Source organism: Pseudomonas sp. Marseille-Q5299 (assembly GCF_943737035.1).
In the GTDB taxonomy this organism is placed as follows: Bacteria; Pseudomonadota; Gammaproteobacteria; order Pseudomonadales; family Pseudomonadaceae; genus Aquipseudomonas; species Aquipseudomonas putida_E.
On record NZ_CALSFR010000002.1, the window covers coordinates 839,520 to 864,418 of the forward strand.

Here is a 24,899-nt window from a genome sequence, read left to right on the forward strand (position 1 = left end):
CGTCAAGCTATAAAGGCGCGACTCGACGAATCCGGAAAACCCAACCCATGGCCAAAGCCAGCTCCCCCACCGACAACGGCAAGCAGAAGGTCCGCTCGGCGGAAGTCGGCACCGACATCCTCAAGGCCCTCGCCGAGCTCTCGCCGTCCACCTCCCTGTCGCGGTTGGCCGAGCACGTGCAGATGCCCGCGAGCAAAGTGCACCGTTACCTGCAAGCACTCATTGCCAGTGGTTTTGCCGAGCAGGATGCGGCCACCAACCACTACGGGCTTGGCCGTGAAGCATTGCGCGTGGGGCTGGCAGCGTTGGGCAGCATTGATGTGCTGAAGCTGGCGGCGCTGCCCTTGTCGCAGCTTCGCGACGAGCTCAACGAAAGCTGCTTCATCGCCGTGTGGGGCAATCAGGGAGCAACGGTGGTCAGCATCGAGCCTGCTGTACGGGCGGTGACGGTGGTGACCCAGATCGGCTCGGTGTTGCCGCTGCTCAGTTCCTCTACCGGGCTGGTGTTTGCCGCGTACTTGCCTGAGCGCGAAACCCTGGAGCTGCGCGACAAGGAACTGGCCGTGCTGCAGCAAAGCGCGAGCGATTACGACCGGCTGCTGGCAGGCATTCGCGAACGGGGCCTGCACCATGTGCACGGTTTGCTGATGCCGGGCGTGGATGCGCTCTCGGCCCCCGTGTTCAATGCCATGGGGCAGATCGCCGCGGTGATGACCGTGGTAGGGCCGACCTCGATCTTTCACGCCGATGAACATGGGCCGGCGGCGCAGCGCCTGCTGGCAGCAGCGCGGGATACCAGTTGGCGCATGGGTCACTCGCCGAAGGCCTGAGAACGGCCGTGGCACTATTGCCTGAAACGTAAAGGTGAATGTCGCAAGCGGCTATTTTTCCTGCCGGATCAAGCGCTTATTCTTGAATCACTGGCCGGCATGAAGGGCACTCCCCCCGCCTTTCAGGCCTGCGAGGTTCACCGACGTTGATTTTGAAGCTCCTTGATCTGACGTCTCGATTGGCCGCTGCGCTTGCAGCGGCCTTTTTTTATGGGGTGTGCTCTGGCGGCCAGAAGACCGAGCGGCGACCGCGATGGTGCTCGTTTTCAAGGACGCTGCAGCGGATACTGCTGCAGGTTCGTCATCATCTGCTGCAACGCCTGCAAGCTGTCCTGCGGGTGCACCGCATCAGCGAAATCACCAATCTGCGCCCAGCTGTCAGCCACCTGCTCAGGGCTAAAACCTTCCCTCGGGTCGAAGCCGACACCCAGGCTACGCTCCCAGCGCACCTTGCCAATCCAGCCCCCGCCCACCTCGAACAGCTCACCGCTGCTCTGGCACTGCTCGCTGCCCAGGTAAACCACCAGGGGGCTGACCAGTTCAGGCTTGAGGCGTTCGAACACCTGTGCCGGGATCAGCCCTTCGGTCATGCGCGTGCCACCGGTGGGCGCGATGGCATTGACCAGTACGCCGTGTTTGCGCCCTTCGATGGCCAGGGTACGGGTCAAGCCATACAACCCAAGCTTGGCCATGCCGTAATTGGCCTGGCCGAAGTTGCCATAAATACCGGAGGTCGAAGCGGTGAAGATCACCCGCCCCCAGTTCTGCTCGCGTAAATGGGGCCAGGCAGCGCGGGTAACCTTGTAGGCGCCCTCGACATGGACCCGGTAAACCTGATCCCAATCACTGTCGTCCATCTTGTGGAACGTCTTGTCACGCAGGATGCCGGCATTGTTGACCAGTACATCGACCCGACCAAAGCTGTCCAGCGCCTGTTCGACGATGCGTGCGCCGTCACTGACGGAGTCGTGGTTGGCCACAGCCGTACCACCTGCGGCGCGGATCTGCTCGACAACCCGATCGGCCGCCGAAGCGCTGGCGCCTTCCCCATGGGTGGAACCCCCAAGATCGTTGACCACCACCTTGGCGCCACGCGCGGCGAACAACAGTGCATGGGCGCGGCCCAGGCCACCACCGGCCCCCGTGACGATCACCACACGGTCTTGCAGACTTACCGGCTCGCTCATGCTCTTGGCTCCAGACAGGTTGAAGGCCTCGAGTGTCCACCAGCCTCTGCCAGCGGACAATCAAGCTCACTCAGCCTGAATGCCAGGCGATAACGCGCAACGATGTCAGTGGCTCAGGACCAGGCCACTTTTTGCGGGAAGTAGCTCAGCGGCTGTTCGCGAAAGGCCAGATAGTGGCGCAATACCTGCGCAGGGGCCTCGGTGTGCGGGTAATGGCCAATGCCTTGCAATTGCACGATGTCCGGGTTGGGCACCAGTTGCCGGTAACGCTCGACCATCTGCGCTCCGCTAAGCGGATCGACCACGCCGTTGATAAAACGCAGCGGCACGCCCTCACGCTGCAGCGCACCCACCCAGCGCTCGCGATGCAGCCTGCGCTCGGTCACGAAACCGACCAGCTTGTGCAGGATGCGAGTGCCGCCGTTGGAAGCGATCAGGCTCCAGAAGTCATCCAGCGCGCTTTCACTGGGGTGAGTGCACGGCCCATAGACCTGGCTGACGTTGCGCACCAGGTCGTCGCGCCCGAACGAACGCGCCACCAGCCAACCCAGGCGGCTGAGCAGCAGCTTCTGTATCAACAGTACCCGGCAGCTTTCAGGGAACAGACCGCTGTTGAGGAACACGCAACTGGCGATGTCGGCACGCTGTTCATGGTGTCGCGCCAGCAACTCCTGGGCCACACTGCCGCCGTAATCGTGTGCCAGCAGGTGCACAGGCTGGTCGACCTTGAGGTGGGCGAGCAAGGCCTGCTGCAGGTCGGCTTGCTCGATCAGGCTGTAGCCATGGTTGAGCGGCTTGGCCGAATCGCCAAAGCCGAGCATGTCGCAGGCGATGAGGCGAAAGCGCTGGGCCAGCGGCGTCCAGAGGTAATGCCAATCCCAACTTGCCGTCGGGAATCCATGCAAAAGCAGCAGGGGCTCTCCTTGCCCTGCGGTCCAGTAGCGGATGCTCTGGCCCCGGAATGAAAAACTCTGACTCCGGGTACGCCAGACGCACAATGGTATCTCGGCCAAAGGCATCAGATTCGTCCCGGTATGCAAAGGTTGTGGTTATAGGGCAAGGCTGCGGTCATTGCATTTCACCTCGGCACATACATGTGCTCTCTATGTCGAGGCTGAGTCTAGTCAGCCGCCCACTCGGTGAAACTTGCGTTGACAGCCAGCTTGATGACCGAGCGAGTCAGTGGCACGAACGGTCACTGCGCACACGGGTCGCCACTACAACCTCAGGCCGTCAGGGCCTGGGCAAATGCTGCCAACCACGGTTCGGCGTCAGTCTCCGGGGTTACTGTCTCGCTGGCATCGAGCTTGAGCATCGGCTGCAGTTCACGCACACCCAATTCGGCAAACAGTTCACGCAACTGCTCGCCACCGCCGCAGTAAGTATCGCCATAACTGGAGTCGCCCAACGCAATGACCGCCCCCGGCAAGCCACGCCAGGCGGCGGGCAGGGTGTCACGGATGCTGCTGTACAGCGCCATGAGGTTGTCCGGCAGCTCACCCATGCCGGTGGTGGAGGTCACTGCCAGCAACGCTTCTGGCGCAAAACCTTCGAGATCCTGTTGGGTGGCGCGGGCAGCGTGCCAGGCATCATGGCCTGCAGCCTTGAGCAGCGACTCGGCATGACGGGCAACTTCTTCGGCAGTACCGTACACGGAGCCGGAAATAATGGCGATTTTCATCGAGAGATGGATTCCGAAACTGAGTGAAAACGTAGGATACTAGCATCCGGCGGTGGCAAAAGGCCGCCCATCCCTATGCCCCCTTTGTCTACTGGCCAGGACATGATCAACGCACAACTGCTGCAATCGATGGTCGATGCGTCCAACGACGGCATCGTGGTCGCCGAACAGGAAGGCGATGACACCATTCTGATCTACGTCAACCCGGCGTTCGAGCGCCTGACCGGCTACAGCCGCGACGAGATCCTTTACCAGGATTGCCGTTTCCTGCAGGGCGATGACCGGGACCAGCTTGCCCGAGCGCGCATTCGCAAGGCGCTGGCCGAAGGCCGTCCCTGCCGCGAAGTACTGCGCAACTACCGCAAGGACGGCAGCGCCTTCTGGAACGAGTTGTCGATCACGCCGGTGAAATGCGATGCCGATCATCGCACGTATTTCATCGGCATCCAGAAGGATGTCAGCCGCCAGGTCGAGCTGGAACGTGAACTGGCCGAGATGAACGTTCGTCGGAATTTCGTCAAGCGCCAGGAACCAAGCGCTTAAGGCAGAGTCAATCCCGTTGAAGAAGCCGTCAACTCCGAGTTCGATCATGCACGCCAATGCGCTTTTGACCCAGGACGAGCTGGATTTCATCCAGGACATGCAGCATTCCCCGCAATTGAACCAGACCGACCCGATGTCGAGCCTGCTGGTCAATGGCGACCGTCGTATTCAGTCGTTGCTGGCTCGGCTGGTGGCCAACGAGCAAGTCACCCTGCAGGCACAGTTCAACAACCAGCAGATCAACTTCCCCCTGCACCTGGTGGAAGACGAGTTCCACGCCGTGCACTTGCAGATCGGCTCGCCGGAAATCTACGAAGACGGCCCGATGCTGCGCCCTTGGCGCCTGTCGATGGACCAGCCCACTGCGCTGCTGGATGCGCACGGGAAGGTTAGCGGGCTCTTCGTGCGCGAGATTTCGTTCAAAGGGGCGCTGCTGGAAATTCGCGGCCTGCCCGAAGCGCCTTCGCGCTTCGACCTGCGCTTCGCGCCAGGGGGCATCCCGGCCATCACACTGCACGGCAGGCTACGCCGGCGTATTGGCTCGGATCTCGCTGCCTACGACCTCAGCCGCAGCCCGGCGCAAGAAACCGAGCGCTTGCGTGAATACATTCTGCAGGCTCACCTTCAGGCCCACCCGGAGCTGCACGCTCAGCTGTCGAGCTGACCGGCCAGGTATTGCCGCAGGCGCCGCCGCATCAGGCTTACCTCTGCACCCAGGCACGCCACCGGGCTGCCGGCCAGGCTTTCCTGGGCCATTTCGGCAGCCTCCCCCGCCAGTAGCAATGGGCACTCAAGCCCGGCAGCCAGACGGCTCAAGCGCTTGCTCAGCTCAGCGGTCGGCGCGTGGTTGGAGAACAGCACCAAAGCATCGGGCCGGAGCTTTCCAGAGACGACCGCCAATTCATCCAGCGGCTGCCCAGGCGTCAACACCGTCACCCCGACATCATCGCTGCACAACAACAGGCCGGTGACCAGCAGTTCCAGTTCCAGGCACTGCCCTGGCAACGGTGCCAGTAGCACGCAGCGGCTGCGCTGCCGACGCGTGAGCTGCAGGCGCGAGAACACCCGGGCACGCAAGAACTGATCGAGGAACAGCCACTCGCTGACCTGGCCGAACGCACCCTGCCCCGCCGCCAGGTCGTGCCAGACAGGCATGAACACATCAGCGAAAACCTGGTCCTGACTGATGCAGGCAAACACCTGGTCGAACAAGCGGTCAAGGCTCGCGGCATCAAAGCGTTGCACGGCATCGCGCAATTGCGCCTGCCAGCGGATGGCGGAATCGGCTGCAAACGCGTCATGCACGTTCGCCTGATCACGCGCCAGGATACTGCCGACCTTGCTGACCGCCACACCGCGTTCGAGCCACCCGAGGATGCGCCGGATTTCGTCGATGTCTGCCAGCGAATAGAGCCTATGGCCACTGTCGGTGCGTGTTGGCTGGATCAGCCCATAGCGCCGCTCCCAGGCACGCAAGGTCACGGCATTGACCCCGGTGAGCCGGGAAACTTCACGAATCGGGTACAGCTCCGAATGCTGCAGGCCTGCTTCGACTTGCGCGATAAGTCCCTGTTTGTCCATCTGCACTTAGTGACCTGTGCGCAAAAAATTGGAGGTACAGTCTACTACGACCGGGAACGTCTCAGGTTAGCCTCCCTTTTGCAGCGGAGCAGTTGCCAACGAAGTCCAATAAGCGATAATCCGCGCCCGATTCTTGCATGCAAGCCTGCGTCGCCCACCACCCCGGGCAACGCAGCCAAGGGGCCGGCTACCCGCCAGCCCCGTCGCCAGGAGATACACGATGTCTACCCCACCCGTCACCCTGATGGTGTCGCGCCGCGCCGCCCATGGCCGCTACCAGGACCTGCTGGCCTGGCTGCACGAAGGCGAGCAACTGGCCACCGACTTCCCCGGCTATCTCGGTTCAGGCATCCTCGCACCGCCCCGCGACAGCGATGAATTCCAGATCATTTTCCGCTTCAGCGATGAACCCACCCTGCACGCCTGGGAGCATTCCGCGTCGCGCCGGGCCTGGCTGCAACGCGGCAACGGCCTGTTCGAGCGCCCCAAAGAAAGGCGCGTCAGTGGCATTGATGACTGGTTCGGCACCAACACAGTGCAAAAACCACCACGCTGGAAACAGGCAATCGCGATCTGGCTGGCATTTTTCCCCGTCTCGCTGCTGTTCAACGTGCTGTTCGGCCACTGGCTGACCGAATTTGAACTGGTGCCGCGCGTGATGCTCAGCACCCTGGCCCTGACGCCGCTGATGGTCTACCTGTTCATTCCCCTCTCCACCCGCCTGCTGGCCGGCTGGCTTCATGCCTCGCCGCCCTCAGGCGCCGCACTGCGCAGCCGCTGAGGCCAGGCCATACAAGAGGGAAACAGTTCGGGTATGCTGGGCGGCAACGACAGGAAAGACAAGTTGACCGCCCGCACATGAACAGCCCAATTCTCGTTACCGGAGCCAGCCAGCGCGTCGGGCTGGCCTTGGCCCTTGAGCTGGCAGAGGCCGGCCATACCGTGGTCAGTGCCAGCCGCAGTGTCCAGCCCCAGCCTGCGCACCCCAACATCGTGCAGTTCCAGGCCGACCTTTGCCTGGCGGCCGACCGTCAGGCGCTGATCGACCACCTGCAGCAGCACTACGATGGGCTGCGCGCGATCATCCACAATGCCTCTTTGTGGCTCGACGATGGCCTGGACAACCTGCAGACCATGTTCCGCCTCCACGTCGAGGCGCCCTACCACCTGAACCTGGCGCTGGGTGATTTGCTGAACAAGGTCGACAAGGCCGATATCATCCATATCTGCGACGAAACCTCCTCGCGTGGCAGCAAGAGCCATATCGGCTACGCCGCCACCAAGGCAGCGCTGCAGAACATGGTGCTGTCGTTCGCCGAAAAATATGCGCCCAAGGTACACGTCAACGGTATCCTGCCCGGGCTGCTGATCCTCAAGGAAGGGGGCGACGAAGCCTATCGCCAGCAGACCCTGAAAAAGGCCCTGCTGGAATTCGAACCCGGCGCCGGCCCGCTGATCGAGACGGTCAAATACCTGCTCGACAGCCAATACAGCACCGGCAGCCAGGTGGTCATCAACGGTGGCCGCCACCTGAAGAATCGCATGACCTGAGAGAAGCCCATGACTGCGCAAGAACAACTCGAACTCGAAGCCGCCGCCTTCCGGCGCCTGGTCGCACACCTGCAGAACCGCACCGATGTGCAGAACATCGACCTGATGAACCTCTCTGGCTTCTGTCGTAACTGCCTGTCCAAGTGGTACAAGGCCGCGGCCGACGAACGCCAGGTCGACATCAGCCTGGATGACGCCCGTGAAGCGGTGTATGGCATGCCCTACGCCGAATGGAAAACCCAGTACCAGAAAGAAGCCAGCGCCGACCAGCAAGCGGCGTTTGAAAAAGGAAAACCTCGTGACTGATCTGAACACCCTGCGCGCCAGCCTGGCCAGCGGCAAACACGCCTTCGCCGACACCCTGGCGTTCATCGCTGCCAACTACAGCTACCAGCCACAGGCTTTCACCAACGGTGGCGTGGAAAACGCCGCCGGGCAGAACGAAGGCTCGTGCAAGACGCTGGGCCTGGCCCTGCTGGAAGGCCTGAGCGACCAGGAGGCGCTGCTGGCCTTCGGTGAACACTACCGCGACGTGATGGCCACGCCCGAGGGCACTGACCATGGCAACATCCGTGCGCTGATCGCGCATGGCCTGGCAGGCGTGAAGTTCAACGCCCAGCCGCTTTCGCGCAACGCCTGATACTGCCGGGCCGGGCAGGCCCCATCAACTGATGATCTGCCCCGGCCCGTCGGCCGGCAACCCGCCGCGCTGCAACCACGCCAGCGCAATCGGCCACAGGCTCTCGCGGAATCGGTCATGGAAAAACGCGAAGTGGCCAATGTCCTCGACCGCGATATCCACAGGTGCGATCCGCAGATGCCGACGCTCGGCGCCTTCCAGATAACCTAGCAATCGCTCTGTAGCGGCAACCGTGCCAAACGGGTCATCGGCCAGGCTGATCGCCAACGTTGCCGCCCGCACCTGAGCAAACGGCAAGTACTGCAACTGGCGCCCGCTGGGCCTTTGCTCGTAGCGCGCAGTACGGGTAGTCCAGTCCTGGACCACACCGGCAGGCGTGTCTTCCATCCAGCCCAGGCGCTTGCCAGGGAAGTAACCGAACACACGGGTCAGCAACGGCATCGCCACATGCCATTTACCGAACAGTCGCCAACGCTGATCGGCCGCGTAGTCACGCCAGTAGGCAAACTGCGCACCCACCATCACCACCCGCCTGATCCGCTCGGCAGACGGCGCCAGCCCTACGGCGCAACCGCCGAAGCTGTGCCCAACGACATCCACCGGCTGGCAGGGAAATGCCTGGGCGGCGTACGCCAGCATGGCTTCGAAATCCAGCCTGCCCCAGTCGCTCCAGGAGGCCTGGAAACCGCGCAAGGAAGGCGGCCGGGATTCGCCGATGCCGCGGTAGTCATAGGTCAACACGTCGCAGCCTTGGGCGAACAGGTAATCGGCAAAGCGGGTGTAGTAACGGCAGCGCACGGACGTGGCGGCATTGATGATCACCAGCGGGCGCTGGGGATTGGCCAGGGCGTGGCGCCAGTAGAAACCACCAAGGCTGTAGCCGTCGGCTGTGGTCTGGCGAAAAGGCGTGGCCGGTCGGGTGAGGCTGCTCATGGCGCGCTTCCTGTTGTTGTGCGCCAACGCTAGCAAAAAACGCGAGGGCTGTACCGGCCCTTTCGCGGGGCCGGTACAGCCAGAGGGCTTACAGCTCGACGCAGTCGAACTTCACATCGGTCGCCACATCTTCGTCGTAGTTGACGTCAGCGCGCTCGAAGCCGAACAGGTTGAGGAACTGCTTCTTGTAACCTTTGTAGTCGGTCAGTTCGAACAGGTTCTCGGTGGTCACTTGCGGCCACAGGGCCTTGCAGGCGCCCTGCACGTCGTCGCGCAGCTCCCAGTCGTCCAGGCGCAGGCGGCCCTTCTCGTCCAGCTCCGCCGGGGCGCCGTCAGCACGGTACATGCGGTCACGGAACATGCGGTCCAGCTGGTCCTGGGTACCTTCGTGAACGCCCTTCTCCTGCATGATCTTGAAGACCATCGACAGGTACAGCGGCATCACCGGAATGGCCGAACTGGCCTGGGTGACCACCGACTTGAGCACGGCCACGTTGGCGCTGCCACCGACCTTACCGGCCAGACGCTGGGCGGTTTCGTCCAGGTCCTGCTTGGCCTTGCCCAGGGCGCCGTGCCAGTAGATCGGCCAGGTGATGTCGCTACCGATGTAGCTGAAGGCCACGGTGCGAGCCTGTGGCGCGAGCACGCCAGCGGCGTTCAGGGCGTCGATCCACAGTTCCCAGTCCTGGCCGCCCATGACGGTGACGGTGTCAGCGATTTCCTGCTCGGTGGCCGGCTCGATGCTGGCCTCGATGATGGTGTCCTTGTTGGTGTCGATGGCGGTCGACTTGTACGGCTGGCCGATCGGCTTGAGCGCGGAACGGATCACTTCACCGGTCTGCGGCAGCTTGCGCACCGGCGAGGCCAGGGAGTAGATGACCAGGTCGACCTGACCGCCCATTTCGTTCTTGATCAGCTCGATGACCTTGGCACGGGCTTCATCGGAGAAAGCGTCACCGTTGATCGACTTGCTGTACAGGCCCTCGGCCTTGGCGAACTTGTCGAAGGCAGCAGCGTTGTACCAGCCGGCAGTGCCAGCCTTGGTCTCGGTGCCTGGCTTTTCGAAGAACACGCCCAGGGTATCGGCCTTGAAGCCGAAGGCTGCGGTAATGCGTGCCGCCAGGCCGTAGCCGCTGGATGCACCAATGACCAGGACCTTCTTCGGGCCATCCTCGCGCACGCCCAGCTTGCGGGTGGCTTCGATCTGGTCACGGACGTTCAGCTCGCAGCCCTTGGGGTGAGTCGTGGTGCAGATGAAACCGCGAACCTTAGGATGAATGATGGCCAATGTCTGTACCTCGTCAGGTTTATGCAGGGAAGCGCCGCCTTGGGCGATTCCGATTGATCAGAGGGTGAGACTACCCCCACAGGTTATCCGACACATATTACGGGGTGATCAAAGGGATGCAAAACGATGCGCCCCCCGATGAACACTCTGTCGCCGGCAAGATCCGGTGGTTAAGAGCAAAGACCGGACACCAGCCCAGGAGCCATTGATTGGTTTTTCACATCAATGGCAAAGAAAAACAAACTTAACAAATGAGCCAAACCCGCCGAAGCTGGTGGCACTGCGCCCGCTGGGCGCCCACCTGCACACGGAGAACAACAAGATGAACGATGTGGTCATCGTCGCCGCAACCCGCACCGCCATCGGCAGCTTCCAGGGTGCCCTGGCCAACGTGCCTGCGGTAGACCTGGGCGCTGCCGTGATCAAGCGCCTGCTGGAGCAGACCGGGCTGGACCCGGCACAGGTCGATGAGGTGATTCTCGGCCAGGTACTCACCGCCGGCGCCGGGCAGAACCCTGCCCGCCAGGCCGCGATCAAGGCCGGCCTGCCCTACAGTGTGCCGGCGCTGACCCTGAACAAAGTCTGCGGTTCTGGCCTCAAGGCCCTGCACCTGGCGGCCCAGGCCATCCGTTGCGGTGATGCCGAGGTGGTGATCGCCGGAGGCCAGGAGAACATGAGCCTGGCCCCCTACGTGATGCCTTCGGCGCGAACCGGGCAGCGCATGGGCCACGGCCAGTTGGTCGACAGCATGATCACCGACGGCCTGTGGGATGCCTTCAACGACTACCACATGGGCATTACGGCCGAGAACCTGGTGGAGAAGTACAGCATCAGCCGTGAACAGCAGGATGCGTTCGCTGCCCAATCGCAACGCAAGGCCGTGACCGCCATCGATGCCGGCCGCTTCAAGGACGAGATCACGCCCATTGTGATGCCGCAGAAAAAAGGTGACCCCAAGGTCTTTGACCGTGACGAGCAGCCACGCCCGGACACCACCGCTGATTCCTTGGCCAAGCTGCGCCCGGCCTTCAAGAAAGACGGCAGCGTCACCGCTGGCAACGCCTCCAGCCTCAACGACGGCGCCGCTGCGGTGCTGCTGATGAGTGCGGGCAAGGCCAAGGCCCTTGGCCTGCCGGTACTGGCCAAAATTGCCGGCTACGCCAGTGCGGGGGTGGACCCGGCAGTCATGGGCATTGGCCCGGTGTCGGCCACCCAGCGTTGCCTGGACAAGGCTGGCTGGCAATTGGCCGAGCTTGACCTGATCGAGGCCAACGAGGCCTTTGCCGCACAGGCGCTGGCGGTGGGCAAGGCGCTGGAGTGGGATGCCGCGCGGGTCAACGTCAACGGCGGGGCAATTGCCCTTGGGCACCCGATCGGTGCTTCGGGGTGCCGGGTGCTGGTGACCTTGCTGCACGAAATGATCAAGCGCGACGCCAAGAAGGGGTTGGCCACGCTGTGCATCGGCGGGGGCCAGGGTGTCGCTTTGGCGATCGAGCGTTGATCCTGGTTTAAGGCAGACAGCACCGCCCTCATCGCCGGCAAGCCGGCGATGAGGGCGGTACAAGCAGCAAATGCTCAGGCTGTGGCGCGCAACTCACGAGCCGCCGCCACCATGTTCACCAACGCCGCCTCGGTCTCAGGCCAGGCACGGGTTTTCAATCCGCAATCCGGGTTGACCCACAGACGCTCGGCCGGAATACGCAAAGCCGCCTTGCGCAGCAACTTGACCATCTCCTCTCTGGTCGGTACCCGTGGCGAGTGAATGTCATACACACCTGGGCCGATCTCGTTGGGGTAGTCGAACTTCTCGAACGCCTCCAGCAATTCCATGTCAGAACGCGATGTCTCGATGGTGATGACGTCGGCGTCCATCGCAGCGATCGACTCGATCACATCATTGAATTCGCTGTAGCACATGTGGGTGTGGATCTGTGTTTCGTCACGAACGCCCGAAGCGCACAGGCGGAAGGCTTCGGTGGCCCACTCGAGGTAAGCCGGCCAGGCACTGCGACGCAGCGGCAGGCCTTCGCGGAAGGCGGCCTCGTCGATCTGCACGATCTTGATATCAGCTGCCTCAAGGTCGAGCACTTCATCGCGAATCGCCAGCGCCAGTTGACGGGCCTGGGCTTCGCGGCTGACATCCTCACGCGGGAACGACCACATCAGCATGGTCACCGGGCCGGTCAGCATGCCCTTCATCACTTTGCCGGTCAGCCCTTGTGCATAGCGGGTCCAGGCCACGGTCATCGCCTCAGGCCGGCTCAGGTCACCGTAGATCACCGCCGGCTTCACGCACCGCGAACCATAGCTCTGCACCCAGCCAAAACGGGTGAACAAGTAACCGTCGAGTTGCTCGGCAAAGTATTCCACCATGTCGTTGCGCTCGGCCTCGCCGTGCACCAGTACGTCCAGGCCCAGGTTTTCCTGGATCTGTACGGCATGGCGAATTTCACTGTGCATGGCTTCGACGTAATCGGCTTCGGTCAACTTGCCCTGTTTAAACGCCTGGCGTGCCAGGCGTATGGCAGGGGTCTGTGGGAAAGAGCCGATGGTGGTGGTCGGATAGGCAGGCAGGTTCAGCCCGGCTCGCTGCTTGGCAATGCGCTGGCCGAACGCCGACAGGCGCTGGCTGTCGCCAGGCTTTATCGCGTCGACACGCGCCTGTACGGCAGGCTTGTGGATACGCGGCGAGCTGGCGCGGCCAGCCTCGATGGCGCGGCTACGCGCCAGTGCGGCGGCAACTTCGGCAGCGTCCGGCTGATTGACGGCCTTGGCCAGCACGGCGACTTCCTGGCATTTCTGCACGGCGAAGGCCAGCCAGCTTTTCAGCTCGGTGTCGAGCTGGTCTTCACGGCTCAGGTCCACCGGGCTGTGCAACAGCGAACAGGATGGTGCGACCCACAGGCGGTCACCCAGACGCTCGGCAGCGTGACGCAGTACATCAACGGCATTTTCCAGGTCGCAGGCCCAGACATTGCGGCCGTTGACCAGGCCCAGCGACAGTATCTTGTAGGCCGGCAGGCGGTCGAGGATGGTCGGGTACTGCTCCGGCGCCCGCACCAGGTCGATATGCAGGCCGTCGACGGGCAGGTTGGCGGCAAGGCCGAGGTTTTCTTCCAGGCCGCCGAAATAGGTGGCCACCAGTTTTTTCAAAGGGGCGCGCTGGAGGATGTTGTAGACACGCTCATAGGCGTTTTTCCATTCCTGCGGCAGATCGAGTACCAGGATCGGCTCGTCGATCTGCACCCACTCCACACCCTGACCAGCCAAGCGATTGAGGATTTCGTCATACACCGGCAGCAAGCGGTCGAGCAGCTCCAGCTTGTCGAAGTCGCCACCTTTGGTTTTGCCCAGCCACAGGTAGGTCAGCGGGCCGATCACCACCGGTTTGGCGGCATGGCCCAATGCCGTGGCTTCGTCCACTTCCTCGAACAGCTGCTCCCAGCTCAGGGCGAAATGCTGATCGACGGTAAACTCAGGTACCAGGTAGTGGTAGTTGGTGTCGAACCACTTGGTCATTTCCTGGGCGTGGGCAGCGCCGCAGCAGTTGGCACTGCGCTCGGTCGCCACGCCACGGGCCATGGCGAACAGGGTTTGCAGGGTGGGCTTGGCACCGTCATGGCCTCGGAAACGCTCGGGGATGACGCCGAAGGTCAGCGAGTGCGTCAGTACCTGGTCGTACCAGGCGAAATCGCCGACGGGCAACAGCTCGATGCCAGCATCCTTCTGGGCTTGCCAGTGCGCCGCGCGCAAGTCGCGGCCAACCTTGCGCAGGCCGGCTTCGTCCAACTCACCTTTCCAGAAGGCTTCCTGGGCTTTTTTCAGTTCGCGGTCGCGGCCGATACGCGGAAAACCCAGGTTATGTGCCAGTGCCATCTCTTGTCCCTCAGAATGCAAAAAATAATGAAGGGGATTTTCCGGCCCGCCACACAATGAGACAAACTCATTTAATTTGAGATGAAGTCAAGATTCTTTCATGATGAATAGGCCGGGCACGTCTTGTTCAGAGCAGCCTGGTACGCTCGCAGACAAGCCTGCGCCCAAGACGCGTCGCACAATGCCTCACTGAACAATCCAGGTGCCCCATTGCCATGAGCCTGCTGAAATCGGCGCTGCGCGAAAAAACCTTCGTCTGCGTCATGGAGTTCGTGCCCAAGCCGTCGGCCGAACGCTTCGCTGCGATGGAGGCGATCATGGCCCGTGGGCACTTGTGCGGCTGGCCAATGACCGTAGCCATCGGCGACCGTGTCGGCAGCCCGCTGGACCTCTCACCATTGGACGCCCTGTCCAGCTTCAGTAAACCCGTCCCTGCCCTGCCCCACTTTTCCGGCAAGGACCGTGAACGCCATGATCTGCTCGCGCAGCTGAAAAGAATGGACGCCGCCGGCCTCGACCAATTGCTGCTACTGACCGGCGATCGCCTGCCAGGCCACCAGCCAGGCGAGCGCCCGGTGCGCTATCTGGAATCGGTCGCCGCACTGCAACTTGCTCGCAAGGCCTGCCCCCACTGGCTGCTGGGGGCTGCACTCAACCCATTCAAATACCGCGAGGAGGAAGGCGGTGCGCAGTATTTCAAGGCAGAGAAGAAGCTCGCTGCGGGCGCCGATTTCCTCACCCTGCAATTGGGCTTCGATGCCAGCAAGCATCTGGAGGCCATGCAGTGGATGGGGCGTCAGGCCGAACCCAAGCCCCTACTGGCCTGCCTGATGAGCCTGAGCCATGGCCGTGCAGCGATGCTCGAGCATGTCGCCGGCGTTACCGTATCGCCGTCGATGCGCGACATGCTTGAGGCCGAAGCGGGCGTATCCAAAGCCTATGCCCAGGCACGCGGCCTTGATCGCCTGGCCCTGCAGATCATTGGCGTAAAGTTGATGGGGTATGCCGGGGTGCACCTTTCAGGTGTTCACGAACTCAAGCAACTGCTCGCCCTGGAGGCGCGCATCGAGGACTGGCAAGCACGTGTCCATTCACAGGAACAGTGGACAACGGCCTGGGCCGGCAGCTGGCAGATGCCAGGCCTGCCGGCGGTGACCTTTCACCCACCACAAGCAGACTGGCGCCAAGGCCAGTCGAGGGTCAGCGCAACCGCCAGGGAGAAACTGCGTTATCACCTGCTGCATGGGTTTCACGCCCTGTTGTTCAGCCGTAACAACTGGCTGAGCAAGACCTTTGGCTGGGCCGTGCGCCAGCCGCTGTGGGCCAGCGACAGCGGCGCCCGCTGGCTGCACGGGCTGGAGCGCATCGTGAAGCGCCCGCTGCTGGGCTGCGACACCTGTGGCCGGTGCCGCCTGGAAGACACCTTGTACATCTGCCCCGAAACCTGCCCCAAGGGCCTGGCCAACGGCCCCTGTGGCGGTACTGCGCTGAACCGCTGTGAGTTCGGCGACCGCGAGTGCATCCACAGCGTCAAATACCGCACCGCCAAAGCCGTGCAACAGACCGCCGTGCTCACCGAACGGCTGATCCCCTGCATCGAGGTACAAACGCGTCACCGCAGTTCATGGCCGCAGTGGTTCGCCGTGCAGACGCCTGCCCGGTTCAGCCCGCAGCCAACGCTTCGAAACCCGCCCGAATCTTCGCCTCAGGCAGTTCATCGGCAATGAACACCATCACGCTTTCGCGCGTTTCGCCTTCGGCCCACTCGGCGTCCCAATCGAAACCATAGAGCTTGAGCACGCCCTGGAACACCAGGCGACGGTCTTCTCCGGCAATGTTGAGCACACCTTTATAGCGCAGCAGTTGCTTGCCGTGAGTCTCGAGCAATTCGTTCATGAAGTCGCTGAGGCGGTCGATGTCCAGGGGGACCTCGGTACGCAACACCAGGGTCGAGATACGATCAGGTGTGGCGGGTTTGAACGCCGGGCGCAGGGTTGGCTTGAGGTTGGCGCCCAGATCCGGGTTGAGGTTGAACCCGCGCACGTCGAGCAGTTCGGCCAGGTCGATACGGCCGTGCTCGACCACGCGCAACGCCGCACGGCCATTGATACGCGCCAGGCGCTCGCGCAAGGCGTCCACCGCCGCCGGCTCGACCAGGTCGGTCTTGCTCAGCAACAGGCGGTCGGCAAAGCCCACCTGGGCCTGCGCGATGGTTTGAGCCAGATGCAGCTCGGCATGGGCCGCATCGACCAGGGTAATGATGCCATCGAGGATATAGCGGTCGCGCAATTGCTCTTCGACGAAGAAGGTCTGCGCCACCGGCGCGGGGTCGGCCAGGCCAGTGCATTCGATCACCAGGCGATCGAAAGCGATCTCCCCGGCGTCCAGGCGCTCGAGCAGCAGGAACAGGGCACGGGTCAGGTCGCCATGAATGCTGCAGCATACACAGCCGTTGGCCAGGGTCATGACCTGCACCGGCTCGTCACCCAACAGCTGGCTGTCGATGCCTGCCTCGCTGAACTCGTTCTCGATCACGGCAATTTTCAGGCCGTGCTCGGCTTTTAGCATGTGCTTGAGCAACGTGGTTTTGCCGGCACCGAGAAAACCGGTGAGCACGGTTACGGGAATTGGCGTCTGCACGCAGAAATCTCCTGAAGCTGAAAATGACTGTGGGAGCCCACAGGCTCCCACAGGTTCACGCAGTGTGCCGAATCAGCAGCACTTGGGGCCGGACTTGCCACCGTAGCGGGCTTCCTGGCGTTCCCGGAAGAACGCCTCGTAGCTCATCACCGGCTTGTCCGGGTGCTTGGTCTGCATGTGCTCGACATAGTTGTCGTAGTCGGGCATGCCGACCATCAGGCGGGCTGCCTGCCCCAGGTATTTACCCAGCCGACCCAGGTCGTTGAACATCGCAGCATTCCTCTCAAGCGTCAGGCAGTGCCTGGAACGGGGTTTCCTTGTCGGTGCGTTCCTTGCGGCCGAGGGCGGCGTAGCCGACCTTGATGGCAAAGAACAACACGCTGAACACCACAATCAGGAACAACACGGTGAGCCCGGCGTTGGTGTAGGCGTTGTAGATCACGTGCTGCATCTGCCCGATGTCCTTGGCCGGGGCCAGCACCTGGCCGGCGTCCAGGGCGGTGCTGTACTTCTCGGCCAGGGCCAGGAAGCCAACCGCAGGGTTCGGGTCGAACAGTTTGATCAGCCCGGCAGTGGTGGTGCAAATCAGCAGCCACACCGCTGGCAGCAAGGTGACCCACATGTAGCGCTGGCGCTTCATCTTGATCAATACCACCGTGCCCAGCATCAGAGCGATACCGGCCAGCATCTGGTTGGAGATGCCGAACAGCGGCCACAGGGTGTTGATGCCACCCAGCGGGTCGATCACGCCCTGATACAGCAGGTAACCCCAAAGGGCCACGCAGCCGGCCGTGCCGATCAGGTTGGCCGTCCACGACTCGGTACGCTTGAGCGCCGGCACGAAGCTGCCCAGCAGGTCCTGCAGCATGAAGCGGCCGGCACGGGTACCGGCGTCCACTGCGGTCAGGATGAACAGCGCTTCGAACAGGATCGCGAAGTGGTACCAGAAGGCCATGGTGTTTTCACCCGGCAGCACCTGGTGCAGGATCTGCGCAATACCCACCGCCAGCGTCGGCGCACCACCGGCACGGGCCAGGATGGTGTGCTCGCCGATGTCGCGGGCCACGGCCTCAAGCTGTTCGGGGGTGATCAGGAAGCCCCAGCTGCTGACCGTCTGCGCCACCGACACGACGTCGGCACCGACCACTGCGGGCGGGCTGTTCATGGCGAAATAAACGCCTGGCTCGATGACCGAGGCGGCGACCATGGCCATGATGGCGACGAACGATTCCATCAGCATGCCGCCGTAGCCGATGTAGCGGGCGTTGGTTTCGTTGTCCAGCAGCTTCGGCGTGGTCCCCGAGGAAATCAGCGCGTGGAAGCCGGACACCGCACCACAGGCGATGGTGATGAACAGGAACGGGAACAGTGTGCCCTTCCACACCGGGCCTGTACCGTCGGTGAACTGGGTCAGCGCAGGCATTTTCAGCTCTGGCGCGATGATCAGGATACCGATGGCAAGGCCGACGATGGTGCCGATCTTGAGGAAGGTCGACAGGTAGTCACGCGGCGCCAGCACCAGCCACACTGGCAGCACGGCAGCGACGAAGCCATAACCCACCAGCATCCAGGTGATCTGCACGCCGGTGAAGGTGAACGCCGGGCCCCAGACCGGATCCGCGGCAATCTGGCCCCCCAGCCAGATCGACGCCAGCAGCAGTACCACGCCGACGACCGAGATCTCGCCGATACGGCCCGGGCGGATGTAGCGCATGTAGATGCCCATGAACATCGCGATCGGGATGGTCGCCATCACCGTGAACATGCCCCATGGGCTTTCAGCCAGGGCCTTGACCACGATCAGCGCCAGCACCGCCAGGATGATGATCATGATCAGGAAGCAGCCGAACAGGGCGATGGTGCCAGGGATGCGCCCCATCTCCTCGCGCACCATGTCGCCCAGCGAGCGGCCGTTGCGGCGGGTAGACAGGAACAGGACCATGAAGTCCTGGACCGCGCCGGCCAGCACCACGCCGGCGATCAGCCAGAGCGTGCCAGGCAGGTAGCCCATTTGCGCCGCAAGCACGGGACCGACCAGGGGGCCGGCGCCAGCGATGGCGGCGAAGTGGTGACCGAAAAGAATGTGTTTGTTGGTCGGGACGTAGTCCAGGCCATCGTTGTTGAGCACCGCAGGGGTGGCTCGGCGAGGGTCGAGTTGCATCACCTTGGTGGCGATGAACAGGCTGTAGTAACGGTAGGCGACCAGGTAGATGGCCACTGCCGCGACCACGATCCACAAGGCATTGATCGCCTCGCCTCGACGCAGGGCGACCACACCCAGCGCACAAGCCCCTATGACCGCCAGCGCCAGCCACGGGATGTGGCGTAGCAGGCTGTTATTGTTGTTCATGGCATGCTTCCAGCTAAGTGGTTGGAATAGACAGCCCCTTGAGTCTAGGGCTTGCTTGAAGGGTTTACCATCCCGAATTGGCATACAGCCGGTGGCGAGCACAGGCTCTAGAACGCCGCTACCCGTACAACCTCATGCCTGGGAAGCAACACGCGCCCTGGCGGGCCTGTCATTTTTGCCAGCTGTGCATGAAAGGGGCACGCGCTTTCAATGATCAGGCAATCCGATTGCCCTTGGAAGACACGCGATTGACGAATCTGCACACGCTGAAATCGTGCGTCGATCATCTGAAAGCCGGGGAGCCGCTGACCCGTGCCCAGTTCGAACCGCAGCCGTTCGCCACATTCCTCAATGAACTTCAGCCTTACTGGGGCTTCACCGACGAGCAGATGTGGCCGGCACAACCCACTACGCATACCTTGGAGCTACCTGAACGCCAGGGCTATCACGTACTGCTGGGCGTCTGGGAAATAGCCGAGACCGACAAGGCCTTCTATCAGGTGGTCGACCTCGATTTCGTCACCAGCTAACGGTGGCGCCGGGTGACTCGGCCATATGTCATCCGTATTACCCGTCATCCGGCAGGAGTGCCCATGGCTGGTCTATAGTCAGTGCTACTGACGAGGGCCCGCCATGACCACTCCTTCCGACGATCGCCGGCGCTTCCAGCGCATTGACTTCGACGCCCCCACCGAACTGCGCCAGGGCGATCGCCGCTGGCCGGTCAAACTCCTGGATCTGTCGCTCAAGGGCCTGCTGATCGAGCGCCCTGAGCCGTGGAACGCCGACCTCACTCAGGATTTCGATGCGATCATCCAACTGGACCCGCACACCCATGTGCAGATGCAGGTGGAACTACGCCATGAAGAGGCGAAGCGGCTGGGGTTCATCTGCCTCTACATCGACATCGATTCGATGAGCCATTTGCACCGTCTTGTGGAATTGAACGTGGCCGACAGCACCGAAATGATGCGCGAGCTGCGACAACTCATCGAATAATGGGATCTCTTAGCTAGCTAATAGCTTTCCCAACTTGTGTTTCTTGTCTACCCAGACAGCTTTCAACCTGGGTATCGCAACGTTGTACACACCCCTCTAACACCGTATTCAATGAGTTGGTACGCGATCTGCATTGCGTTCTTGCACACCCTGCAAGCCTGCTTGTTCGCCCTCCAATCAAAATATTGTATACAATTCTTGTAGCAATCATTTGTAGGAAGTGTCTACAGTAGCGGCACAACAATAAACAGTGAGCCTGCTCAATGACTACGTCCCCTAGCACGTCTCCCGCCAAGCGCCCCGAGGACGAAAACCTCGGCCTTGGAGCCAACTTGGCCTATGGCCTTCAGCATGTGCTGACCATGTATGGAGGGATCGTCGCAGTACCCCTGATCCTGGGGCAGGCTGCGGGCCTCAATGGTGCCGAGATCGGCATGCTGATCGCGGCCTCGCTGTTTGCCGGTGGCCTGGCCACGCTGCTGCAAACGCTCGGCCTGCCCTTCTTCGGATGCCAGTTGCCGTTGGTGCAGGGCGTGTCGTTCGCAGGCGTGGCAACCATGGGGGCGATTCTCAGCAGCCAGGACGGTGGCGGCTTGCCAGGCGTGCTGGGCGCAGTCATGGCGGCATCGCTGATCGGCTTTCTGATCACCCCGGTGTTCTCGCGCATCACCAAGTTCTTCCCGCCTCTGGTCACCGGTATCGTCATCACCACCATCGGCCTGACCTTGATGCCGGTGGCCGCACGCTGGGTGATGGGCGGCAACAGTGCTTCGCCGGAATTCGGCAGCATGGCCAACATCGGCCTGGCAGCGCTGACGTTCGCCATCGTGCTGCTGCTGAGCAAACTGGGCAGCGCGACCATTTCGCGCCTGTCGATCCTGCTGGCCATGGTCTTCGGCACCCTGATCGCCTGGGCGCTGGGCATGACCGACTTCAGCAAGGTGGCCGAAGGCCCGATGTTCGCCTTCCCCACCCCGTTCCACTTCGGTATGCCGACCTTCCACATCGCGGCGATCCTGTCGATGTGCATCGTGATCATGGTGACCCTGGTGGAAACCTCGGCCGACATCCTGGCCGTGGGTGAGATCATCGATACCAAGGTCGATTCCAAGCGCCTGGGCAATGGCCTGCGCGCCGACATGGCTTCGAGCATCCTGGCACCGGTATTCGGCTCTTTCACCCAGAGCGCCTTTGCGCAGAACGTAGGCCTGGTGGCCGTGACCGGGGTCAAGAGCCGCTACGTGGTGGCCACCGGTGGTGTGATCCTGGTAGTGCTGGGCCTGCTGCCGGTGATGGGCCGGGTGATTGCAGCAGTGCCAACCCCGGTACTGGGCGGCGCAGGCATCGTGCTGTTCGGCACTGTGGCTGCCAGCGGTATCCGCACCCTGTCCAAGGTCAACTACAAGAACAACGTCAACCTGATCATCGTCGCCGCCTCGCTGGGCTTTGGCATGATCCCGATTGCCGCGCCGAACTTCTACCACCACTTCCCGAACTGGTTCGAGACCATCTTCCACTCCGGCATCAGCTCGGCAGCGATCATGGCCATCGTGTTGAACCTGATCTTCAACCATTTCACGGCAGGCAATTCAGACCAGCAGTCAGTGTTCGCGGCAGGCTACGAGCGCACCATCCAGTACTCGGACATCTCTGCACTGCGTGATGGAGATTACTTCAAGGAAGGCAAGCTGTTCGACGCAGAGGGCAATGAGGTGCCGGTGCTGGAGCTGGACGAGCATGGCAATGCGGCGCCCAGGCGAACGCCGGTAGCCGAGCACTGACCGCTGACTGAGCGGTGACCCAGAGGGAGCCGATGCGCATCGTCGGCTCCCTTTTTTGTTTGCCTGCACCGGCCGATTGCCTGCACAACCAGCGGCTTATTCGAACAAGGCGTCCAGAGCCTGTTCCAGCCGGGTTACGGCGATCACCTGCAACCCCGCCGGTGATTCCTTCGGTGCGTTGCCCTTGGGCACGATGGCCCGCTTGAAGCCATGTTTTGCCGCTTCTTTGAGGCGCTCCTGGCCACTGGGAACCGGCCGCACCTCGCCCGACAAACCAATCTCGCCAAATACCAGCAGCCCGTGGGCCAATGGCCGGTTGCGCAGGCTGGACATCACCGCAGCCAACAAGGCCAGGTCCGACGCGGTTTCAAGGACCTTCACCCCGCCGACGACATTGAGAAACACGTCCTGGTCATGGGTGGGAATACCACCATGGCGGTGCAGCACCGCCAGCAACATGGCCAGCCGGTTCTGGTCCAGGCCCAGGGTGACACGCCGCGGGTTGGCCAGGTGGCTGTCATCGACCAGTGCCTGTACCTCTACCAGCATCGGCCGGGTACCTTCCCACGTGGCCATGACCACGCTGCCCGGTACTTCTTCCTGAGCCCGGTTGAGGAAGATCGCCGATGGGTTGGAAACCTCTTTGAGCCCACGGTCGGTCATACCGAAGACCCCCAGTTCATTGACCGCACCGAAGCGGTTCTTCACCGCGCGCAGCAAGCGCAAGCGGCCATCGGACTCTCCCTCGAAATACAACACGGTGTCGACCATGTGCTCCAGCACCCGCGGGCCTGCCAGCGAGCCTTCCTTGGTGACATGGCCGACCAGGAAGATCGCCGTGCCACTCTGCTTGGCATAGCGCACCAGCAATGCCGCACTTTCGCGCACCTGGGCGACACCGCCGGGCGCTGATTGCAATTGCTCGGTGAAGATGGTCTGGATCGAATCGATGACCATGACCCGGGGCTTTTCCTGGCGCGCGGTGGCGATGATCGTTTCGATACAGGTCTCGGTCATCACTTTGAGCTGGTCCTGGGGCAGCCCCAGGCGGCGTGAGCGCATGGCCACCTGCTGCTGCGACTCTTCGCCGGTGACATACAGCGCCGGCATGCCCACGGCGATGTTGCACAAGGTCTGCAGCAGAATGGTCGATTTGCCGATGCCCGGGTCACCGCCGATCAACACCACCGAACCGTCGACCAGGCCGCCGCCCAGCACACGATCGAGTTCGGTGCTGCTGGTGGTGAACCGCGGAATTTCCTCGACGCTGACTTCGGCCAGGGTCTTGATCTGCGCCTGTTGCCCGGTCCAGCCGGCGCGACCGCTGGGTGCCGCCGCACCGCCGCTCTCGATCATGGTTTCGACCAGGGTGTTCCACGCCCCGCATTCGCCACACTGGCCGGCCCATTTGGGAAAGGTAGCGCCGCACTCGGTGCAGCCATACAAGCGCTTGGCCTTGGCCATGGGCAGGGTCTCCTGGAAAAATCGCCATGATAGCCGACGCAGACGTGTCTCGAGCGCGTCGGCATGCGACAAAACTATTCGTTCCAAGCGCAGTCACTACCCGTGAACGGCACGCATGAAGCGATGCAGTGGCTTACACTGCGTAAACATCACCATTTGTCACAAGGGAATCGAACATGGGAATGATCAGTGAGTTCAAGGCCTTCGCGGTCAAGGGCAATGTCGTCGACATGGCAGTCGGTATCATTATCGGCGCTGCATTCGGCAAGATAGTCTCCTCATTCGTCGGCGATATCATCATGCCGCCACTGGGGATATTGATCGGAGGCGTGGACTTCAGTGACCTGGCCATTACCTTGAAGGCGGCTGAGGGCGATATACCGGCCGTGGTGCTGGCCTACGGCAAGTTCATCCAGACCGTGATCGACTTCGTGATCGTGGCCTTCGCCATCTTCATGGGTGTCAAGGCGATCAACCGCCTGAAACGCGAAGAGGCCGTTGCGCCAAGCGCCCCGCCGACCCCGACCCCTCAGGAAACGCTGCTGACCGAGATTCGTGACCTGCTCAAGTCGCAGAACCAGAATCGCCTGCCTTGAAAAGTGGCAAGCTGCAAGCGTAAGGCCGCTCAAGGGCAGCACTTGTAGCTTGCAGCTTGCAGCTACCAGTAGTTCTCCACCGCCACCTGCCCAGGCCGCTTGCTCAAGCTCAACTGCAGGTCACGCGCCTTGAGCACCTTGCGGGTCTCATCGATCATTTGCGGGTTGCCGCAAAGCATGATCCGTGAGTGCTCAGGCGACAGTTCCAGCCCCGCCGCCTTTTCCAGCTCGCCATTCTCGATCAGTGTAGTGATGCGTGCATTCAGCGCGTCCGGATACTGCTCACGGGTAACCACGGGAATGAATTGCAGCTTGCCTGCAAACTCTGCCAGGTAATCACGCTGTTCAAGCCCGGCAATGTCATCCACATAGGCCAGCTCCTTGGCCTCGCGTACCGAATACACCAGTTTGATGTTGTCGAAACGCTCCCAGGCCTCGAAGTCCTGCAGGATCGACATGAACGGCGCAATGCCGGTACCGGTCGCCAACAGCCACAGGTCACGGCCACCGACGAAGCGATCAAGGGTCAGGTAGCCAAATGCCTGGCGGTCGATCAGCAGTGAATCACCCTCGCCAAGGCGGCTGAGCTCGCTGGTGAACTCCCCGCCCGGGACCACGATGGAGAAGAAGTCTAAATACTCGTCATGCGGCGCACTGACCATCGAGTAAGCACGCCAGACCACGCTGCCATCGGCCTTGGTCACGCCAAGCCGGGCGAATTGCCCGGCCCGAAAGCGAAACCCCGGATCGCGAGTCACCCGCAGGCTGAACAGGCCAGGCGTCAGTGGCTGGACGTCCAGCAAGGTCTGGCGGGTAAACTTTTCGGCACTGGCGGTCATGACGGGCTCCGTGAATAGCGTGCGCACAGTGTCGCGCAAAGCGGCCAGGATAAAAACCGTTCGATTGTAGGGTCACAGGCCACGGCCTGGCTGCTGTCCTGGAATGATGAGACATTCTTA

The 24,899-nt window shown here is 62.2% G+C and carries 25 protein-coding genes; 13 read left to right on the forward strand and 12 right to left on the reverse strand.

Annotated elements, in window-relative coordinates; all coding sequences use genetic code 11:
* Positions 1 to 47 precede the first annotated feature (47 nt).
* Positions 48 to 830: an IclR family transcriptional regulator gene (locus NGJ21_RS08315; protein WP_046784734.1), complete on the forward strand. Its 783-nt coding sequence runs from the start codon at positions 48 to 50 to the stop codon at positions 828 to 830.
* A gap of 266 nt (positions 831 to 1,096) precedes the next feature.
* Here NGJ21_RS08315 and NGJ21_RS08320 read toward each other — a convergent pair whose 3' ends face one another.
* The 3 genes from NGJ21_RS08320 to NGJ21_RS08330 all read right to left on the reverse strand — a co-directional run bounded on the left by NGJ21_RS08320 (position 1,097) and on the right by NGJ21_RS08330 (position 3,698).
* Positions 1,097 to 2,017 carry an SDR family oxidoreductase gene (locus NGJ21_RS08320; protein WP_115273584.1) on the reverse strand — a complete coding sequence of 307 codons (921 nt, stop codon included), beginning with the start codon at positions 2,015 to 2,017 and terminating at the stop codon, positions 1,097 to 1,099.
* 113 nt (positions 2,018 to 2,130) lie between these two features.
* Positions 2,131 to 3,036 (reverse strand): alpha/beta fold hydrolase, encoded by a 906-nt coding sequence (locus tag NGJ21_RS08325; protein ID WP_039601836.1) that lies wholly within the window; start codon positions 3,034 to 3,036, stop codon positions 2,131 to 2,133.
* Positions 3,037 to 3,242: 206 nt separating this feature from the next.
* Complete coding sequence (locus tag NGJ21_RS08330) at positions 3,243 to 3,698, reverse strand: flavodoxin (protein ID WP_046784732.1); 456 nt, start codon at positions 3,696 to 3,698, stop codon at positions 3,243 to 3,245.
* Between the two features lie 102 nt (positions 3,699 to 3,800).
* On the opposite strand from NGJ21_RS08330, the gene NGJ21_RS08335 reads away from it, so the two are divergent.
* Positions 3,801 to 4,241 carry a PAS domain S-box protein gene (locus tag NGJ21_RS08335; RefSeq protein WP_251962019.1) on the forward strand — a complete coding sequence of 147 codons (441 nt, stop codon included), beginning with the start codon at positions 3,801 to 3,803 and terminating at the stop codon, positions 4,239 to 4,241.
* Positions 4,242 to 4,287: 46 nt separating this feature from the next.
* Positions 4,288 to 4,905 (forward strand): hypothetical protein, encoded by a 618-nt coding sequence (locus NGJ21_RS08340; protein WP_046784730.1) that lies wholly within the window; start codon positions 4,288 to 4,290, stop codon positions 4,903 to 4,905.
* Here the strand turns inward: NGJ21_RS08340 and NGJ21_RS08345 are convergent.
* The gene (locus tag NGJ21_RS08345) at positions 4,890 to 5,822 is read right to left on the reverse strand and encodes a MerR family transcriptional regulator (RefSeq protein ID WP_251962007.1); all 933 of its coding nucleotides are present in this window, start codon (positions 5,820 to 5,822) and stop codon (positions 4,890 to 4,892) included. The genes NGJ21_RS08340 and NGJ21_RS08345 overlap by 16 nt on opposite strands.
* Positions 5,823 to 6,042: 220 nt before the next feature.
* On the opposite strand from NGJ21_RS08345, the gene NGJ21_RS08350 reads away from it, so the two are divergent.
* The 4 genes from NGJ21_RS08350 to NGJ21_RS08365 all read left to right on the forward strand — a co-directional run bounded on the left by NGJ21_RS08350 (position 6,043) and on the right by NGJ21_RS08365 (position 8,013).
* The gene (locus NGJ21_RS08350) at positions 6,043 to 6,603 is read left to right on the forward strand and encodes a putative antibiotic biosynthesis monooxygenase (RefSeq protein WP_046784728.1); all 561 of its coding nucleotides are present in this window, start codon (positions 6,043 to 6,045) and stop codon (positions 6,601 to 6,603) included.
* 77 nt (positions 6,604 to 6,680) lie between these two features.
* Positions 6,681 to 7,373, forward strand: a complete 693-nt coding sequence (gene folM / locus NGJ21_RS08355; RefSeq protein WP_115273580.1) for a dihydromonapterin reductase — start codon at positions 6,681 to 6,683, stop codon at positions 7,371 to 7,373.
* 9 nt (positions 7,374 to 7,382) lie between these two features.
* Positions 7,383 to 7,679, forward strand: coding sequence for a DUF1244 domain-containing protein (locus NGJ21_RS08360; RefSeq protein WP_012312735.1), 297 nt, complete (start codon positions 7,383 to 7,385; stop codon positions 7,677 to 7,679).
* Positions 7,672 to 8,013 (forward strand): HopJ type III effector protein, encoded by a 342-nt coding sequence (locus tag NGJ21_RS08365; protein ID WP_251962008.1) that lies wholly within the window; start codon positions 7,672 to 7,674, stop codon positions 8,011 to 8,013. Before NGJ21_RS08360 ends, NGJ21_RS08365 begins: the two co-directional genes overlap by 8 nt.
* Positions 8,014 to 8,037: 24 nt before the next feature.
* On the opposite strand, the gene NGJ21_RS08370 is transcribed toward NGJ21_RS08365, so the two are convergent.
* Positions 8,038 to 8,946, reverse strand: a complete 909-nt coding sequence (locus NGJ21_RS08370; RefSeq protein WP_119688278.1) for an alpha/beta hydrolase family protein — start codon at positions 8,944 to 8,946, stop codon at positions 8,038 to 8,040.
* Positions 8,947 to 9,034: 88 nt separating this feature from the next.
* A complete protein-coding gene (fabV, locus tag NGJ21_RS08375; protein WP_115273577.1) occupies positions 9,035 to 10,234 on the reverse strand; it encodes an enoyl-ACP reductase FabV in 1,200 nt (399 codons plus the stop codon).
* A gap of 322 nt (positions 10,235 to 10,556) precedes the next feature.
* Between fabV and NGJ21_RS08380 the strand changes: the two genes are divergently transcribed.
* Complete coding sequence (locus tag NGJ21_RS08380) at positions 10,557 to 11,735, forward strand: acetyl-CoA C-acetyltransferase (protein WP_125923837.1); 1,179 nt, start codon at positions 10,557 to 10,559, stop codon at positions 11,733 to 11,735.
* 74 nt (positions 11,736 to 11,809) lie between these two features.
* Here NGJ21_RS08380 and metE read toward each other — a convergent pair whose 3' ends face one another.
* Positions 11,810 to 14,110, reverse strand: coding sequence for a 5-methyltetrahydropteroyltriglutamate--homocysteine S-methyltransferase (metE, locus tag NGJ21_RS08385; protein WP_119688277.1), 2,301 nt, complete (start codon positions 14,108 to 14,110; stop codon positions 11,810 to 11,812).
* A 215-nt stretch (positions 14,111 to 14,325) separates the two neighbouring features.
* Here metE and NGJ21_RS08390 point away from each other — a divergent pair, with 215 nt between their 5' ends.
* On the forward strand, positions 14,326 to 15,837 hold the full coding sequence (locus NGJ21_RS08390; protein WP_115273575.1) for a methylenetetrahydrofolate reductase C-terminal domain-containing protein: 1,512 nt from the start codon (positions 14,326 to 14,328) through the stop codon (positions 15,835 to 15,837).
* Here the strand turns inward: NGJ21_RS08390 and yjiA are convergent.
* The 3 genes from yjiA to NGJ21_RS08405 all read right to left on the reverse strand — a co-directional run bounded on the left by yjiA (position 15,773) and on the right by NGJ21_RS08405 (position 19,100).
* Positions 15,773 to 16,750, reverse strand: a complete 978-nt coding sequence (gene yjiA, locus NGJ21_RS08395; protein ID WP_119688275.1) for a GTPase — start codon at positions 16,748 to 16,750, stop codon at positions 15,773 to 15,775. The genes NGJ21_RS08390 and yjiA overlap by 65 nt on opposite strands.
* 72 nt (positions 16,751 to 16,822) lie before the next feature.
* The gene (locus NGJ21_RS08400; protein ID WP_008094130.1) at positions 16,823 to 17,020 is read right to left on the reverse strand and encodes a YbdD/YjiX family protein; all 198 of its coding nucleotides are present in this window, start codon (positions 17,018 to 17,020) and stop codon (positions 16,823 to 16,825) included.
* 13 nt (positions 17,021 to 17,033) lie between these two features.
* Positions 17,034 to 19,100 (reverse strand): carbon starvation CstA family protein, encoded by a 2,067-nt coding sequence (locus tag NGJ21_RS08405; RefSeq protein ID WP_119688274.1) that lies wholly within the window; start codon positions 19,098 to 19,100, stop codon positions 17,034 to 17,036.
* Between the two features lie 248 nt (positions 19,101 to 19,348).
* Here NGJ21_RS08405 and NGJ21_RS08410 point away from each other — a divergent pair, with 248 nt between their 5' ends.
* The 3 genes from NGJ21_RS08410 to NGJ21_RS08420 all read left to right on the forward strand — a co-directional run bounded on the left by NGJ21_RS08410 (position 19,349) and on the right by NGJ21_RS08420 (position 21,880).
* Entirely contained in the window at positions 19,349 to 19,630 is a 282-nt protein-coding gene (locus tag NGJ21_RS08410; protein ID WP_231386145.1) for a lytic polysaccharide monooxygenase, read from the forward strand.
* A gap of 103 nt (positions 19,631 to 19,733) precedes the next feature.
* Positions 19,734 to 20,099, forward strand: a complete 366-nt coding sequence (locus NGJ21_RS08415) for a PilZ domain-containing protein (RefSeq protein ID WP_046784718.1) — start codon at positions 19,734 to 19,736, stop codon at positions 20,097 to 20,099.
* 263 nt (positions 20,100 to 20,362) lie between these two features.
* The gene (locus NGJ21_RS08420) at positions 20,363 to 21,880 is read left to right on the forward strand and encodes a nucleobase:cation symporter-2 family protein (RefSeq protein ID WP_046784717.1); all 1,518 of its coding nucleotides are present in this window, start codon (positions 20,363 to 20,365) and stop codon (positions 21,878 to 21,880) included.
* Between the two features lie 96 nt (positions 21,881 to 21,976).
* On the opposite strand, the gene radA is transcribed toward NGJ21_RS08420, so the two are convergent.
* On the reverse strand, positions 21,977 to 23,344 hold the full coding sequence (radA, locus tag NGJ21_RS08425; protein ID WP_042111159.1) for a DNA repair protein RadA: 1,368 nt from the start codon (positions 23,342 to 23,344) through the stop codon (positions 21,977 to 21,979).
* 176 nt (positions 23,345 to 23,520) lie between these two features.
* Here radA and mscL point away from each other — a divergent pair, with 176 nt between their 5' ends.
* The gene (mscL, locus tag NGJ21_RS08430) at positions 23,521 to 23,940 is read left to right on the forward strand and encodes a large-conductance mechanosensitive channel protein MscL (RefSeq protein ID WP_012312722.1); all 420 of its coding nucleotides are present in this window, start codon (positions 23,521 to 23,523) and stop codon (positions 23,938 to 23,940) included.
* A 62-nt stretch (positions 23,941 to 24,002) separates the two neighbouring features.
* Here the strand turns inward: mscL and NGJ21_RS08435 are convergent, their stop codons facing one another.
* Positions 24,003 to 24,779, reverse strand: coding sequence for a ferredoxin--NADP reductase (locus NGJ21_RS08435; protein ID WP_115273571.1), 777 nt, complete (start codon positions 24,777 to 24,779; stop codon positions 24,003 to 24,005).
* Between the last annotated feature and the right edge of the window lie 120 nt (positions 24,780 to 24,899).

What these genes read in the sequence shown, in the direction of transcription:
- metE (WP_119688277.1), bottom strand. Translation starts at nt 14,110, where the DNA reads ATGGCACTGGCACATAACCTGGGTTTTCCGCGTATCGGCCGCGACCGC.
- NGJ21_RS08350 (WP_046784728.1), top strand. Translation starts at nt 6,043, where the DNA reads ATGTCTACCCCACCCGTCACCCTGATGGTGTCGCGCCGCGCCGCCCAT.
- NGJ21_RS08405 (WP_119688274.1), bottom strand. Translation starts at nt 19,100, where the DNA reads ATGAACAACAATAACAGCCTGCTACGCCACATCCCGTGGCTGGCGCTG.
- NGJ21_RS08435 (WP_115273571.1), bottom strand. Translation starts at nt 24,779, where the DNA reads ATGACCGCCAGTGCCGAAAAGTTTACCCGCCAGACCTTGCTGGACGTC.
- NGJ21_RS08380 (WP_125923837.1), top strand. Translation starts at nt 10,557, where the DNA reads ATGAACGATGTGGTCATCGTCGCCGCAACCCGCACCGCCATCGGCAGC.
- NGJ21_RS08345 (WP_251962007.1), bottom strand. Translation starts at nt 5,822, where the DNA reads ATGGACAAACAGGGACTTATCGCGCAAGTCGAAGCAGGCCTGCAGCAT.
- NGJ21_RS08370 (WP_119688278.1), bottom strand. Translation starts at nt 8,946, where the DNA reads ATGAGCAGCCTCACCCGACCGGCCACGCCTTTTCGCCAGACCACAGCC.
- NGJ21_RS08320 (WP_115273584.1), bottom strand. Translation starts at nt 2,017, where the DNA reads ATGAGCGAGCCGGTAAGTCTGCAAGACCGTGTGGTGATCGTCACGGGG.
- NGJ21_RS08340 (WP_046784730.1), top strand. Translation starts at nt 4,288, where the DNA reads ATGCACGCCAATGCGCTTTTGACCCAGGACGAGCTGGATTTCATCCAG.
- NGJ21_RS08360 (WP_012312735.1), top strand. Translation starts at nt 7,383, where the DNA reads ATGACTGCGCAAGAACAACTCGAACTCGAAGCCGCCGCCTTCCGGCGC.
- NGJ21_RS08400 (WP_008094130.1), bottom strand. Translation starts at nt 17,020, where the DNA reads ATGTTCAACGACCTGGGTCGGCTGGGTAAATACCTGGGGCAGGCAGCC.
- NGJ21_RS08415 (WP_046784718.1), top strand. Translation starts at nt 19,734, where the DNA reads ATGACCACTCCTTCCGACGATCGCCGGCGCTTCCAGCGCATTGACTTC.
- NGJ21_RS08330 (WP_046784732.1), bottom strand. Translation starts at nt 3,698, where the DNA reads ATGAAAATCGCCATTATTTCCGGCTCCGTGTACGGTACTGCCGAAGAA.
- NGJ21_RS08420 (WP_046784717.1), top strand. Translation starts at nt 20,363, where the DNA reads ATGACTACGTCCCCTAGCACGTCTCCCGCCAAGCGCCCCGAGGACGAA.
- NGJ21_RS08325 (WP_039601836.1), bottom strand. Translation starts at nt 3,036, where the DNA reads ATGCCTTTGGCCGAGATACCATTGTGCGTCTGGCGTACCCGGAGTCAG.
- NGJ21_RS08315 (WP_046784734.1), top strand. Translation starts at nt 48, where the DNA reads ATGGCCAAAGCCAGCTCCCCCACCGACAACGGCAAGCAGAAGGTCCGC.
- NGJ21_RS08335 (WP_251962019.1), top strand. Translation starts at nt 3,801, where the DNA reads ATGATCAACGCACAACTGCTGCAATCGATGGTCGATGCGTCCAACGAC.
- mscL (WP_012312722.1), top strand. Translation starts at nt 23,521, where the DNA reads ATGGGAATGATCAGTGAGTTCAAGGCCTTCGCGGTCAAGGGCAATGTC.
- NGJ21_RS08390 (WP_115273575.1), top strand. Translation starts at nt 14,326, where the DNA reads ATGAGCCTGCTGAAATCGGCGCTGCGCGAAAAAACCTTCGTCTGCGTC.
- folM (WP_115273580.1), top strand. Translation starts at nt 6,681, where the DNA reads ATGAACAGCCCAATTCTCGTTACCGGAGCCAGCCAGCGCGTCGGGCTG.
- radA (WP_042111159.1), bottom strand. Translation starts at nt 23,344, where the DNA reads ATGGCCAAGGCCAAGCGCTTGTATGGCTGCACCGAGTGCGGCGCTACC.